Source organism: Amycolatopsis sp. NPDC114504, assembly GCF_055633595.1.
Map to the genome: position 1 here is coordinate 2,220,610 of NZ_JBVKDU010000001.1, position 14,205 is coordinate 2,234,814.

The 14,205-nt window shown below is 73.6% G+C and carries 10 protein-coding genes; 6 read left to right on the plus strand and 4 right to left on the minus strand.

Annotated features, from left to right (window positions below):
* The first annotated feature begins 174 nt into the window (after window positions 1-174).
* Genes ACZ7PG_RS10355 through def form a run of 6 tightly spaced genes read left to right on the plus strand, consistent with a single transcriptional unit; the run spans window position 175 to window position 9,675 of the window.
* The gene (locus ACZ7PG_RS10355) at window positions 175-1,425 is read left to right on the plus strand and encodes a four-carbon acid sugar kinase family protein (RefSeq protein ID WP_470238754.1); all 1,251 of its coding nucleotides are present in this window, start codon (window positions 175-177) and stop codon (window positions 1,423-1,425) included.
* Window positions 1,422-2,450: a 4-hydroxythreonine-4-phosphate dehydrogenase PdxA gene (pdxA, locus tag ACZ7PG_RS10360; RefSeq protein ID WP_470238755.1), complete on the plus strand. Its 1,029-nt coding sequence runs from the start codon at window positions 1,422-1,424 to the stop codon at window positions 2,448-2,450. The genes ACZ7PG_RS10355 and pdxA overlap by 4 nt, the downstream gene beginning before the upstream one ends.
* Window positions 2,447-3,724, plus strand: a complete 1,278-nt coding sequence (locus ACZ7PG_RS10365) for an MFS transporter (protein WP_470238756.1) — start codon at window positions 2,447-2,449, stop codon at window positions 3,722-3,724. The genes pdxA and ACZ7PG_RS10365 overlap by 4 nt, the downstream gene beginning before the upstream one ends.
* The gene (locus tag ACZ7PG_RS10370) at window positions 3,696-4,496 is read left to right on the plus strand and encodes a DeoR/GlpR family DNA-binding transcription regulator (RefSeq protein ID WP_470238757.1); all 801 of its coding nucleotides are present in this window, start codon (window positions 3,696-3,698) and stop codon (window positions 4,494-4,496) included. Before ACZ7PG_RS10365 ends, ACZ7PG_RS10370 begins: the two co-directional genes overlap by 29 nt.
* The gene (locus ACZ7PG_RS10375; RefSeq protein WP_470238758.1) at window positions 4,477-9,138 is read left to right on the plus strand and encodes a DEAD/DEAH box helicase; all 4,662 of its coding nucleotides are present in this window, start codon (window positions 4,477-4,479) and stop codon (window positions 9,136-9,138) included. The genes ACZ7PG_RS10370 and ACZ7PG_RS10375 overlap by 20 nt, the downstream gene beginning before the upstream one ends.
* A gap of 36 nt (window positions 9,139-9,174) precedes the next feature.
* Window positions 9,175-9,675, plus strand: coding sequence for a peptide deformylase (def, locus tag ACZ7PG_RS10380; protein ID WP_470238759.1), 501 nt, complete (start codon window positions 9,175-9,177; stop codon window positions 9,673-9,675).
* A 554-nt stretch (window positions 9,676-10,229) separates the two neighbouring features.
* On the opposite strand, the gene ACZ7PG_RS10385 is transcribed toward def, so the two are convergent.
* From ACZ7PG_RS10385 to ACZ7PG_RS10400, 4 genes are all read right to left on the minus strand, one after another.
* Window positions 10,230-11,309 (minus strand): GNAT family N-acetyltransferase, encoded by a 1,080-nt coding sequence (locus ACZ7PG_RS10385; protein WP_470238760.1) that lies wholly within the window; start codon window positions 11,307-11,309, stop codon window positions 10,230-10,232.
* 94 nt (window positions 11,310-11,403) lie between these two features.
* A complete protein-coding gene (locus ACZ7PG_RS10390; protein WP_470238761.1) occupies window positions 11,404-12,135 on the minus strand; it encodes a VOC family protein in 732 nt (243 codons plus the stop codon).
* 58 nt (window positions 12,136-12,193) lie between these two features.
* Window positions 12,194-12,964, minus strand: coding sequence for a maleylpyruvate isomerase family mycothiol-dependent enzyme (locus ACZ7PG_RS10395; RefSeq protein WP_470238762.1), 771 nt, complete (start codon window positions 12,962-12,964; stop codon window positions 12,194-12,196).
* Window positions 12,954-14,204, minus strand: a complete 1,251-nt coding sequence (locus ACZ7PG_RS10400; RefSeq protein ID WP_470238763.1) for an SAV_6107 family HEPN domain-containing protein — start codon at window positions 14,202-14,204, stop codon at window positions 12,954-12,956. The genes ACZ7PG_RS10395 and ACZ7PG_RS10400 overlap by 11 nt, the downstream gene beginning before the upstream one ends.
* Between the last annotated feature and the right edge of the window lies 1 nt (window position 14,205).

A 14,205-nucleotide genomic window follows, 5' to 3' on the forward strand; every position in this document is an offset into this window, starting at 1 on the left:
CCTTCACGAAAAACACGCCTTGACGGCGTTCGCCGTGATGCTGCCATGCGCGCGGTCACCGTGCGTGCGGACCCGCGAAAGTCATCGCTCCTTGACTTGGGCGGTGATCTCGGGGCACGATAGTTGCGCAGTTCGGTCAACCGAGTTGCTCAGATCGCGCAGAGGAGCGTCCGGATGCCGAAGCTGCTCGTCCTCGGGGACGACCTGACCGGCAGCAACGCGACCGGAGCGCTGTACGCCCGCTTCGGGCTGCGCGCGGTTTCCGTCAACGCGCCGCTCGAGCCGGACGCGCCCTGCTTCCGCGCGGAGAGCGGGATCGACGCCCTCGTGGTCAACCCGGGTACCCGCCACGCACCGCCACCACACGCCGCGCGGGCGGTGCGAACCGCGATCGAGCTGGCCGGGCCCGTCGCGCTGACGGTGAAGCGCGTGGACACGACGCTGCGCGGCAACGTCGGCGTGGAGACCGAGGCCGTCCTGGCTTCGGCGCCGGACGCCCGGGCCCTGGTCGTACCTGCGTTCCCGGACGCCGGCCGGGTCACCCTGGGCGGCCTGCACCTGGTCGACGGCGTGCCCCTGGCCGAAAGCCCGGCGGCGCGCGATCCGCTGGCCCCCGTCCGGTCGTCGCGGATCCGCACGCTCCTGCAGCCGACCGACCGGGAGATCGCCGAACTGCCGCTGGACGTCGTCGAGGAGGGCGTGGAGGCGGTCGTGGCCGCGTTGCGCCGCCCGGCCGGGATCGTCGTCTGCGATGCCACGACGAACCGGCACCTCACCACCGTCGCCAAGGCCGCGGCCCGGCTGGCGGCCGAAGGCACGCGGTGGATCTCGGTGGACTCCGGGCCGTTCGGCGTCCGGCTGGCGGCCGCGCTGGGCCTCGCACCCGGCCACGGCACCGTCCCGCCGGTCCTTTCCGTGGTCGGCAGCATCACCGGGCAGACCCGTGACCAGCTGCTGGAAACCGAGCTGGTGCTGGACGCGCGGTACGTCGACGTCGACCCGGAGCACCCGGATCCACCGTCGATCGCCGCCGCGGCCGGGGAGCTCCTGGATGCCGGGCACCGGGTCGTGGGCATCCGGACGCGGGCCCCTGCGCCGGGTGTCCCGGTCGATCCGGAGGTGGCGGCGCGGATCCCGCCAGCGCTCGGCGAGGCGGCCCGGCTGGTGCTCGGCACGCACCGGATCGGCGGGCTGTACGCCACCGGCGGCGACATCGCCGTCGAGGTCACGAAGTCACTCGGCGCCGAGGGCTTCGAGATAGACACCGAAGTACTGCCCCTGGCGGTCGCCGGGCGGCTTTCCGGCGGCCCGCACGACGGGCTGCCCTTCGCCACCAAAGGCGGGCTGATCGGCGGGCGCGACGCCGCCGTCGCCTGCCTGGAACACCTGAACCACGTGCTGGCCACCGGAAGGAAGAACCCGTGAGCGACCTCCCCATCCTCGCCGTCACCCTCGGCGACCCCGTGGGCATCGGCCCGGAAATCACCCTCAAGACCCTCGCCGAGCCCGAGTCGCTGCAGATGGCCCGCGGCGTCGCGGTCGGTGACGCGGTCGTGCTGGAACGCCTGGTCCGGCACCTCGGCCTGCACCTGGAGATCAACCCCATCGCCACGGTCGCCGACGCGCGCTTCACCACCGGCGTGATCGACATCCTCAACCTCGGCGTCGTCCGGGAAGACCTGCCGTGGGGCGAGGTCAACGCGACCGCGGGGGCCGCCGCCGTGGGCGCGATCGAAGTGGCCACCCGGCTCGCGCTGGCCGGCGAGGTCGACGCGGTCGTGACCGCGCCGATCAACAAGGAGGCGATCTGGGCGGCGGGCTCCCAGCACCTCGGGCACACCGAGATGCTCGGCGAGCTGACCGGCTCGACCCGGTTCAACACGATGTTCTGGGTGTCGGGGCTGAAGATCTTCTTCGCCACCCGGCACCTTTCCCTGCGCGAGGCGATCGACCAGATCACCCGCGAGAACATCGAGCACGCCATCCGCGAGGCCTACACCGCGCTCGAGGTGTTCGGCACCGAGAAACCGAGACTCGCCGTGGCGGCGCTGAACCCGCACGGCGGGGAGAACGGCAAGTTCGGCGACGAGGAGATCGTCGCGATCGCCCCGGCGGTCGCCGCCGCGCGGGCGGCCGGGCTCGACGTGGTCGGCCCGATCCCGGCGGACTCCGTGTTCCACCAAGGGATCCAGGGCCGGTTCGACGGCGTGCTCTCGCTCTACCACGACCAGGGGCACATCGCGTCGAAGACGTACGACTTCGACGGCACGGTGTCGGTGACGGTCGGCCTGCCGATCCTGCGCACGTCGGTCGACCACGGCACGGCGTTCGACATCGCCGGCACCGGCCGGGCCTCACACGGCACGATGGTCGCGGCGTTCAAGGCGGCGGCGACACTGGCGCCGTACGCGCGGAAGCTGCCCGCCATCTACCCGCCGGGCGTCCGGTGATCCCCCGCAAGCGCTGGGCGTACGTCATCCCGGTCGCGGTGGTCATGTACATGCTGGCCTACCTCGACCGCACGAACGTCGCGGTGATCCTGCCCTACATCGGCGACGACTTCCCGCTGTCGGCCAGCGCCAAGGGACTCGCGAGCGGCATCTTCTTCGTCGGCTACCTCGTCCTGCAGATCCCGGCGGCGGTGCTGGCGGTGAAGTGGAGCGCCCGCAAAACCGTGCTGCTGCTGATGATCGCGTGGTCCGTCGCGACGGTGCTGTGCGGACTGGTCCGGAACGAGACCCAGCTGCACCTGGCCCGGCTGCTGCTCGGGCTGTTCGAGGGCGGCGTGTGGCCGGCGGTGCTGATCCTGCTGGCGTCGTGGTTCCCGCAGGCCGAACGGGCCAGGGCGAACGCGCTGTGGATGACGTGCCTGCCGATCTCGGCGATCGTCATGTCCCCGCTGTCCGGGCTGATGCTCGACCACATGTCCTGGCGCTGGGTGTTCGTGATCCAGGGCCTGCCGCCGCTGCTGTGGGCGGTGGTCTGGTGGTTCGCGGTGGCCGACCGGCCGGCGAAGGCCCGCTGGATCTCCGCCGAGGAGCGGGAGTACCTCGAAACCACCCTGAAGGCCGAAGAAGAGGCGAAGCCCGCGTTCGCGAAACAGGGCTACCGGCAAGCGCTGGCGAACCGGCAGGTGCTGCTGCTGATCGGCATCTACTTCTTCTGGATCACCGGGTTCTACGGCTTTTCGCTCTGGCTGCCGTCGGTGGTGAAGACGATGACCGGGGGTTCGGCGACCGCCGTCGGGTTCCTGTCGGCCGTGCCGTACGTCCTCGCGCTGGCCGGGATGGTCGCGTGCGCGCACTGGTCGGACCGGACCGGGGACCGGCGGCTCGCGGTCACCGTCCCGCTGCTCGTCGCGATCGCCGGGCTGCTGCTCGGCAACCTCGTGCACTGGCCGGCGGCGGTGCAGCTGGTGCTGCTCTGCGTCGTCGCGACCGGCGTCTACATGCCCTACGGGCCGTTCTGGGCGATCCCCAGCCGGATCCTCGGCATCGAGGTCGTCGCCGTGGCGATGGGCCTGATCAACGCGCTGGGCAACCTCGGCGGGTTCGCCGGGCCGTACCTGGTCGGCTGGCTCACCGACGTCACCGGCAGCGCGACCACCGGGTTCGTGGTCTTGGCGGCGTTCCTCGCCGTGGCCGCCGGGCTGGCGTTCTTCGGGCTGAAACCCGCGACTGTGGAAGAGTCGGCGCATGTCCCAGCCGCGACCAGGCACCCGTGACCGGCGCGCGATGCTCCTGGAAGCCGTCCGCGACGGCTCCGGCGGCATCGCGGAGCTGGCCGAGGAATTCGGCGTCTCGGAGTCGACGATCCGCCGCGACCTCGCCTCGCTCGCCGGGGCCGGGCACGTCGTCCGCACCTACGGCGGCGCGCTCGACACCGAACGCAGTCCCCGGGAAAAGGACCAGGAGCACGCGGCGGCCAAGGACGCCATCGCCCGCGAGGCCGCCGCGCTGGTCGAGGACGGCGAGGTCGTGCTGCTCGACGCCGGCACGACCACCGGCAGGCTCGCCCGCCACCTCGCCCACCGCGAAGGGCTGACCGTCGTCACGAACGGCGTCAACGCCATCCGTGAGCTCGCGGGCTTCGCCGGGATCGACCTGATCGTCCTCGGCGGCCGCCTCCGGCACCCGAACGAAGCGATCCTCGGCGAGACCGTGCTGGCGCAGCTGCGGCACATCTCACCCGACCGGGTGTTCCTGGGGGCCGACGGCCTGGTCGCCGGCCGGGGCCTGTGCTGCCCGTCACTGGAGCAGTCGGTGGTCAAGCACGCGATGCTGCACGCGGGCGCGGAGGCGTACGTCCTGGCCGACCACTCCAAGCTGGACCAGGCCCCTTTTTCCTACTGGACGCCGCTCGACCGCGACTACCGGCTCATCACCGACGAACCGAAGGTCGACGTCACGTATCCGCAGTTCGCCCAGAGCGTGATCCTCGCCGGAGGATCGGAAACTGTCGGGGGTGCCGCGCATCATGGACGACGTGGCAGCTGACGTGCTCGACCTCTTCTCCCCCGCGACCCGCGACTGGTTCGCGGGGGCCTTCGCCGCGCCCACCGCGGCGCAGGAAGGGGCCTGGCGGGCGGCGCACGCGGGCGAGCACGCCCTCGTCGTCGCGCCGACCGGGTCCGGCAAGACGCTGTCCGCGTTCCTCTGGGCGCTGGACCGGCTGTCGGTGGAACCGCCGCCGGCGGAGGCCACGAAACGCTGCCGGATCCTCTACGTCTCCCCGCTGAAGGCCCTCGCCGTCGACGTCCAGCGGAACCTCCGCGCGCCGCTGGCCGGCATCTCGCAGGCTTCGCGGCGGCTCGGGCTCCCGGTGCCCGCGATCGAGGTCGGCATGCGCACCGGCGACACCACCGCGGCCGAGCGCCGCTCCTTCACCAAGACCCCGCCCGACGTGCTGGTGACCACACCGGAGTCGCTGTTCCTGATCCTCACGTCGTCGGCGCGGGAGTCGCTGCGCGGCGTCGAGACCGTGATCGTCGACGAGGTGCACGCGGTCGCCGGCGGCAAGCGCGGGGCGCACCTCGCGCTGTCGCTGGAGCGGCTGGACTCGCTGCTGCCGAAGCCGGCGCAGCGGATCGGCCTGTCGGCGACGGTCCGCCCGGTCGACGAGGTGAGCGCGTTCCTGGCCGGCGGCCGTCCGGTGCGGGTGGTCCAGCCGAAGCTGGCGAAGACCATCGAGGTGCGCGTCGAGGTCCCGGTCGAGGACATGAGCAACCTCGACGCGCCGCGCGGCGGTCCGGCGCCGAGCCCGCTCGACGAACTGGAGTCGCTGACCGAGGCGTTCCCGCCCGGCGACATCGCGCCCGGTGGCCTGGGCACGCTGGAGGAGATCGCCGGCAACCCCGTGCAGCGGCCGTCCATCTGGCCCGCGGTCGAGGAGCGGGTACTGAGCCTGATCCAGGACCACCGCTCGACCATCGTGTTCGCCAACTCCCGGCGGCTCACCGAGCGGATGACGGCCCGGCTCAACGAACTGGCCGCGGAGCAGACCGAGTTGACGCCCGCCGACACGTTCCCGGCCGAAGCCGTCGGGCAGTCCGGGGTGAGCACCGGCGCGCCGCCGGTGATCGCCCGCGCGCACCACGGGTCGATGTCGCGGGAGCAGCGCACGCACGTCGAGGAAGACCTCAAGTCCGGGCGGCTGCCGTGCGTGGTGGCGACGTCGTCGCTGGAGCTGGGCATCGACATGGGCGCGGTCGACCTCGTGGTGCAGATCGAGGCGCCGCCGACGGTGGCATCGGGGCTGCAGCGCGTCGGCCGGGCCGGGCACCAGGTCGGCGCGGTGTCGTCCGGCGTGATGTTCCCCAAGTTCCGCGGCGACCTCGTCTCCTGCGCGGTGGTCGCCGAGCGGATGGCGAGTGGCGCGATCGAAGCGGTCCGCTACCCGCGCAACCCCCTGGACGTCTTGGCGCAGCACGTGGTCGCGATGGTGGCGCTGGAGCCGTGGACGGTGGCGGACCTCGCGTCGCTGGTGCGCCGGGCGGCGCCGTTCGCCTCGCTGCCGGACGACGCGCTGCACGCGGTGCTCGACATGCTCGCCGGCCGGTACCCGAGCGAGGAGTTCGGCGAGCTGCGAGCCCGGATCACCTGGGACCGCATCGCCGGCGAGCTGCGCGGGCGACCGGGTTCGCAGCGGCTGGCCGTCACCTCCGGCGGCACCATCCCGGACCGCGGCCTGTTCACCGTGATGACGCCGGGCGGGGACGACAAGCCCGGTTCGCGCGTCGGCGAGTTCGACGAGGAGATGGTGTACGAGTCGCGCGTCGGCGACACCATCCTGCTCGGCACGTCGTCGTGGCGGATCACCGACATCACGCACGACCGGGTCATCGTGGTGCCCGCGCCGGGCGAGCCGGCGCGGATGCCGTTCTGGAAGGGCGACGCGCCGGGCCGTCCGCTGGAACTCGGCCGGGCGCTGGGGAAGTTCGTCCGCGAACTGTCCACATCGGACGACGAGAAGGCGCGCGAGCGGGCCACCGCGGCGGGGCTGGACGAGCGGGCGTGCGACAACCTCCTCGCCTACCTGGCCGAACAGAAGTCCGCCACCCGGCACGTGCCGAACGACCGGACGATCCTGCTGGAGCGCTACCGCGACGAGCTGGGCGACTGGCGGATCATCGTGCACTCGCCGTTCGGTGCGCAGGTGAACGCGCCGTGGGCCCTCGCCATCGCCGCTCGGCTGCGGGAGAACCGCGGGGTCGACGCGCAGGTCGCGCACTCCGACGACGGTATCGTGCTGCGCCTGCCGGACGCGCTCGACGCCGAGGGCGGCGACGTCACGATCGGCGCGGACGACATCCTGCTCGATCCCGAAGAGGTCGAGCAGCTGATCGTCGCGGAGGTCGGCGGCTCGGCCGTCTTCGCGGCGCGGTTCCGGGAGTGCGCGGCCCGGTCCCTGCTGCTGCCGCGCCGGGACCCGCGGCGCCGCACTCCCCTGTGGCAGCAACGGCAACGCGCGTCGCAACTGCTGTCGGTCGCGTCGAAGTACGAACGGTTCCCGGTCGTCCTCGAAGCGATGCGGGAGGTCTTGCAGGACGTCTACGACGTGGGCGGACTGCGTGAGCTGATGGCCGACGTCCGGGCCCGCAAGGTCCGGCTGGTGGAGGTCGAGACGCCGGCCGCGTCGCCGTTCGCGCGGAGCCTGCTCTTCGGCTACGTCGGGATGTTCCTGTACGAGACCGACGCGCCGCTGGCCGAGCGGCGCGCGGCGGCGCTGTCGCTGGACTCGGGGCTGCTGGCCGAGCTCCTGGGCACGGAAGCGATCCGCGAACTGCTCGACCCGGAAGCCGTGCGCGAGGTCGAACGGTCGCTGCAGCGGCTCGAGCCCGATCGGCACGCACGCTCGGCGGAGGACGCCGCCGACCTGTTGCGGTTCCTCGGCGACCTGACCGTCGAGGAGGCGGCCGAGCGCGGCATCCAGGCCGAATGGCTCACCGAGCTGGAGGCGGCGCGGCGGGCGATCCGGGTGCGGATCGGCGGCACGGAACGGTTCCTGGCCATCGAAGACTCCGGCAAGGTGCGGGACGCGCTGGGCACCGCGCTGCCGGTGGGGGTGCCCGAGGCGTTCACCGAACCGGTCGCGGACCCGCTCGGCGACCTGCTGTCCCGCTACGCCCGCGGCCGCGGGCCGTTCGCGGCGGCGACCGTCGCCGCCCGGTTCGGTCTGGGCATGGCGGTCGTCACCGGCGTCCTCGACCGGATGACCGGGGAAGGCCGCCTGGTACGTGGCGAGCTGAGCCCGATCGGTCATCCGGACACCCACGGAGTGGGTGTCGAATACTGCGATTCGGCGGTCCTGCGGCGGCTGCGGCGGGCGTCGCTGGCGAAGCTGCGGGCCGAGGTGGAGCCGGTCGAACCGGCGGCGCTGGGCCGGTTCCTGCCGTCGTGGCACGGGTTCGGCGGCCGCGTCCGGGCGGCACCCACGGCGGACGACGTGCTGTCGGTGGTCGAGCAGCTCGCCGGGGCACCGTTGCCGGCGAGCGCGGTGGAGTCGCTGATCCTGCCCGGCCGGCTGCCGGGCTACTCCCCCGCGTTGCTGGACGAGCTGACGACCGCGGGCGAGGTCACGTGGGCGGGCTGCGGCGCGCTGTCCGGCGGGGACGGGTGGATCGCCCTCGCTCCCACGGACGTCGCCGACCTGCTGCTGCCGGAGGTCGTCGAGGACATCCCGACCGGCCCGCTGCACGACGCGATCGTGTCCACTTTGGAGGGTGGCGCGCTGTTCTTCCGCCAGCTGGTGGACCGCGCGAGCGTGCTGGTGGACAAGGCACCGGACGACGCCGAAGTCGTGGCGGCACTGTGGGACCTGGTGTGGGCCGGGCTGGTCACGGGCGACACGCTGGGACCGTTGCGGGCCCAGGTGGCCGGCCACGGCGCGCACAAGCCGCGGCGCCAGGCGCCTCGCGGCCGGTACGCGCGGTTGCGGGCGGGGCGGCCGCAGATGCCGTCACGGTCGGGACCACCGACGGTCGCCGGCCGCTGGGCGCTGACGCCGTCGCGCGAAACCGACGCGACCCGGCGGGCCCACGCGCGGACGGAAGCGTTCCTGGAGCGCCACGGCGTCCTGACCCGCGGCGCGCTCGACACCGAACGCGTCACCGGCGGGTTTTCGGGGATCTACAAGGTGCTCCGCGGCATGGAAGACACCGGCCAGGTGATCCGCGGCTACGTCGTCGAAGGCCTGGGCGCGGCCCAGTTCGCGGCGAAGGGGGCGGTGGACAGGCTGCGCGCGCTGTCGGGCCCGGGCCGCCCGGCACCCGGCCGCGCGGTGGTGCTGGCGGCGGCGGACCCGGCCCAGCCGTACGGCGCGGCGCTCCCCTGGCCGGCCGCGACGGGCGACACGAAGCACCGTCCGGCACGCAAGGCCGGTGCGCTGGCGGTGCTGGTGGACGGAGTTCCGGCGTTGTACGTCGAGCGAGGAGGCCGGTCACTGCTGAGCTTCACCGAGGAACGGCAACCGCTGTCGGACGCGGCGCAGGCGCTGTCGGCCGCGGTCCGGGAAGGCTGGCTGGGCCAGCTGGCGGTCCAGCGCGCGGACGGCGAGCAGGCGCTGACGTCGGAGCTGGCGGAGGTCCTGCGGGAAGCCGGTTTCCGGGCCACGCCCTCAGGCCTGCGTCTGCGGGCCTAAGCTGCCAGTCCGACACGCACGAAGGATGTTCTGCTCATGGCCATGCGCGAACTGCGCTATTTCGGGGACCCGATCCTCAAGTCCGTCTGCGACCCGGTCAAGGTGTTCGACGCAAAGCTCGAGGCACTCGTGCGGGACCTGGTCGACTCGGTGAAGCCGGCGGGGCGCGCCGGGCTGGCCGCACCGCAGATCGGTGTCGGGCTGCGCATCTTCAGCTACGACGTCGCCGGGCTCGCCGGGTACGTCGTCAACCCGGAGATCGTCGAGCTGTCCGAGGAGACGCACGAGATCGACGAGGGCTGCCTGTCGGTACCGGAGCTGTGGTTCCCCACGAAGCGCGCGAAGCACGCGAAGGTCCGAGGCGTCGACATCCACAACGAGCCGATCGAGGTCGAAGGCGAGGACGTGCTGGCCCAGTGCCTCCAGCACGAAACCGACCACCTCGACGGAGTGCTCTACCTGGACCGCCTCACAGCCGAGCGCAAGAAGACGGCCATGCGCGAAGCGCGCGACAAGGACTGGTTCTGGAAGCGCTGACCAGCTGAGCCCGGCGGCGGGGTCCCTCACTGCGCACGATGGCATCGCGCACGCAGGCGGCACTCGCGGCACCGAGACCATCCCGGCAACCAGGCGACGACGTGTCCTCCAGGCCCGGCACGATCCCGCCGCACAGCCGACCCTCGGCCCCGGGCTACCTCGGCGCCGGTCAAGCCGCGCAGCCGGCCCTTGGCAGGCCACCTCGGCGCCGGTCGGCGGAGTAGCTGGCCCTTGGCGCGGGCCATCTCGGCATCGGCCAGACCGCGCAACTGGCCCCTGGTCCCAGGCCACCTCGGCTCGGTCAGGCCGCGCGGCCGGCCCTGGCGCGGGCCACCTCGGCGTCGGCCAGACCGCGTAGCCGGTCCTCGGCCCCAGGCCACCTCGGCCTCGGTCAGGCCGCGCAGCCGGCCCTGGCGCGGGCCACCTCGGCGTCGGCCAGACCGCGTAGCCGGTCCTCGGCCCCAGGCCACCCGGCGTCGGTTAAGCCGCGCAGCCGGCCCTTGGCGCGGGCCGTCTCGGCGTCGGTCAAGCCGTCGCCGCGGTCGGGTCGTCGGTCAGGCCGGCAGAACCATCCGCAGCTGGGTGCCGTCCTCGGTGGTGCGTTCCGTCCGCAAGCCCGCTCGGGCCGCCGTGCGAGCCAGGACCTCGTCGCCGGGGAGGCAGTCCGCCCGCAGCTCCCTGATCCCTTCGGCCTCCGCGAGCACCGCCACCCTGTCCAGCAGGGCCGTGCCGATGCCCTGGCGCTGCCAGTCGTCCTCCACCAGCAGGGAAATCTCGGCGCCGCCCGCCGCGGACGGGATCAGCTGGGCCAGGCCGATCACCTCGCGGCCGAAGACCGCGAGCACGCTCGTCCCGCGCGGGGGCACCAGCAACCGGTGCAGCCAGCGGCGCGGGACCGTCCGGACTCCCGTGTGGTAGCGGCGGAAGAGCGTCGCCGTCGAACAGCGGCGGTGCAGTCCGGACACCGCTTCGGCGTCGGCGGGGACGCCCTTGCGCAGGACGATCGCCGCGCCGTCCGGGCGGTTCAGCACCACCGGGCCCGAGACGTTCCGGGCCGCCGCGGTCAGCAGCGTCACCAGCGCTTCGGCGCGGGTCAGCTCCAGCTGCACGAACGGCGCCCATTGACGCCGCGCCACCAGCGCGTCCCCGCCGCTCAGCCCGAACACGGCCCGGTGCCCGCTCTCGGTGCGGGCCGGGTTCGCCTCCGCCGTGGGGACGCGCGTCACCACGTCCGCGGCCAGCACGTCCTTCAGCACCTCGGCGAGCCGAGCGGGCTGGTCGACCGCGCGGCGGACCGCGAGCAGCGTCGACGACGCCGGGTCGACCAGCTCGTGGACGTCGGCGTCGATGATCGCCGTGCACTCGCAGCCCTCGGCGCGGATGGCGTCGACGAGGTGCCGCCGGGGCAGGCCGGTCGCCGGGCGCAGGACGATCTCGTCGAGCACCCCGCCGGGCACGGGTAGCACGGCCAGGCCGAGGATGTTGCACTCGAGGTCGGCGAGCCGGATCGCGATGCGGGCCAACGTGCCGGGGTGGTCGTGCATCCGGATCCGCACCCGCCACACCGGCGGCTCGGCCGCCACTTCGACGGCCGTGTCCAGGCCGAGCTGGGGCAACGCTCTGGAGGTCTTCATGCCCCCCACGGTCCTCCGCGCTTGTTGCAGCTCCGGGACGCGAGTGTTTCGCGCAGATCAGCGTTCGCCGCGGCCGGCAACCCGGCCGAAACGGTCAGCGCGGCGTCAGCACGCAGAACTCGTTGCCCTCCGGGTCCATCAGCACGCGCCACGGCAGCGCCGGCCCGCCGAGGTCCGCGGGCGCCGCACCCGCGGCCACGACCTCCGACACCGCCTCCGCGTGTTCGGTACCCGAAGGCGGCGCGACATCGAGGTGGACCCGGTTCTTGACCCGCTTCACGTCGTCGTTGCGGAGGAACTCCAGCCACGGCCCGCGCCCCGACGGCGCGCGCAGCCCCACCAGGACGTCACCTTCGCGGGCACCGACCGGCCAGCCGGTGAGCCGCGCCCAGAAGCCCGCCATGAGGTCCGGATCATGGGCGTCGACCACGATCGAGGCCACCGCGCCCGCCCCCGCGTACCGGTCGCGGGGCTCGAGGACGCAGAACTCGTTGCCCTCCGGGTCCGCGAGCACGACCCACGGCACCGCGCCCTGCCCGAGGTCGACCCGGCTGCCGCCGAGCTCCAAGGCACGCGACACCAGCTCGGCCTGGTGCGAGAGCGTCGTGCTCGCCAGGTCGAGGTGGATCCGGTTCTTCACTTCCTTGGGCTCGGGAACGGGCACGAAGACGAGGTCCAGGCCCCAGCCGTCGGCTTCCGGAGCGCGCACGTCGACCTCGTCCGGCTCCTCGAGCGCGACGTGCCAGCCGAGCAGCGCGGCCCAGAAGTCCGCCAGGACCCTTGGCCGCGCCGCGTCGATCACCAGGTTCACCAGGCGCGTGGTCATGCGCCGCAGGCTAACCGCCACCCCCGACAGTTCCGGTTCGGCTTCCCCACCGGCCGGGTCATCGGGTCGCGAGCCGCATCAGCGCCCAGAGCTGGGCGGCCTGGTCGTGCACTCCCCGCACGGTCACCGAGGTCAGGGACGAACGGCCCCACAACCACAGGTAGATCCGCCCGGGTTCCGCGGCCGTGACGACGTCGTCCGCGGCCTCGGCCTCCTCGGCCGAACAGCGCCAGGCCTCCGTCGCCTCGGGCCCGGCCCGCGCGATCCAGCTGTGCGCGCCGGTGCGCACGCCGACCGAGCCCGCTTTCGTGCCGGTCAGCCCCAGCATCGGCAGCTTCTGGCCGAACCAGAGGGTCAGCGCCTCGTCGATGCCGTCGATCGCGAGGTCTTCGGCGATGTCACGCTCCGGGGTGCCCGCCGCCTGCTCGACGTCGACGCGGTGGACCAGCGTCTCGTGCAGCATCCGCCGCCGCCAGAACCCGTACGTCGGGTCCGCCGGCCACCAGGTGTCGGCGCGCTCTTCCGGTTCGTGCGCGGCCAACTCGTCGAGCAGCTCGGCCAGACCGATCTCCAGGTAGGCCGCCACGCTCTGGCCCGGCTCGGGGTCACGCTGCCAGTCTTCGGGGTTGCGGCCTTCGGCCAGCCGGCGCCGGACCATCCGGTAGAGGCTCCCGACGTGCCGCGCCACCTCGGCGGCCGACCAGCCCGGGCAGGCGGGCACCGGCGCTTCGGCGGGCGCCGCGTGGACGGCCTCGGCCAGCACCCGGCCTTCGATCCCCAGCGCCGTGAGCAGCCGCCCTTGGTCGACCGGGCCGTGCTCACGCGACATGGGCTTCCCCGGTGATCGGGAGGCCGTGCACCAGGCGCCGGACCAGTTCGAGGAACGGCGTGGCGGCGCGCACCAGCCCATCGGCCGACTCGGCGGTGACCTTGCCGGTGATCCCGGCCTGCGCGGCGGCGCGCGCGGACGAGTTGCCCGCGAAGAAGGCCGACCATTCCCGCAGTTCAGGGGCAACGGAGTCGAGCAGGAGCCAGGTGCTGGCCGGCCGCGCACGCCCCCGGTGCGGCCGCCCCCGCGCAGCGAGCACAGCGGCGGCCCCGCGCAGGGCGGCGAGGTAGGCACCGATGAAGCGTTCGGCGGGAGCGGTCTCCCGTTCGGCCTCGGCGAGCCCGCGCCGAGCTTGGGCGAGCAGCCCGGCCGCAACGGGCGGCGCGGGCGGGCGCAGGGACATGGGCAGCTGGGACTGGACGTGCTCGGCATCGGCGGCGGGCGGGCGCAGCGAGGTCGGCAACTCAGGCTGACTGGGGTCCGCGGTCGGCGCAGGCGGGTGCGGCATCGGCAGCTGGGCCTGCTCAAGCTCCGCATCGGCGGCCGGCCGGGGCAGCGACATCGACGGCCCGCCATCCGCACGGGCGGCGGGCGGGGGGCTGGGCAGCTCGGACCGAGCACCATCCGCACGGGCGGCGGGCGGGCGCTCTGGCTGCCCCGAGACCGCGGTCGGCATCGAGGGGTGCGGCATCGGCAGCTGGGCCTGCTCAAGCTCCGCACCGGCGACCGGCGAGCGCTCCGCACGCGCTGCAGCCGGGCGCTGAGAGGCGGGCAGCTCGGACGGACCGCCATCCGCATCGGCGGAGGCCGGGCGCGGCGAGGCAGGCACCTCGGCCCGACCGCCATCCGCACCGGCGGCAGCCAGGCGCTCTGGCTGCCCCGAGACCGCGGTCGGCACCGACGAGTGCGGCATCGGCAGCTGGGCCTGCTCAAGCTCGGCATCAGCGACCGGCGAGCGCTCCGCACCGGCGACCGGCGAGCGCTCCGCACGGGCGGCAGGCGGGCGCGGGGAGGTGGGCAGCTGGGAATTCGCACCCACCGGGCGCGGCGACATCGGCAGCTCAGGCTGTCCCGAGTCGACCGGAACCGACGAGCGCGGACGGGACCCCGCGGACCTCGGCGGGGTTCGCCGGGGGCGGCCGTGGTGGGTGCCGGCCGCTGGTGGGGTGACCGGCGGGCGCAGCGGCATGGGCAGCTGCGGCTGCCCGGACTCCGTGGGGGACACGACCTTGACGGACATG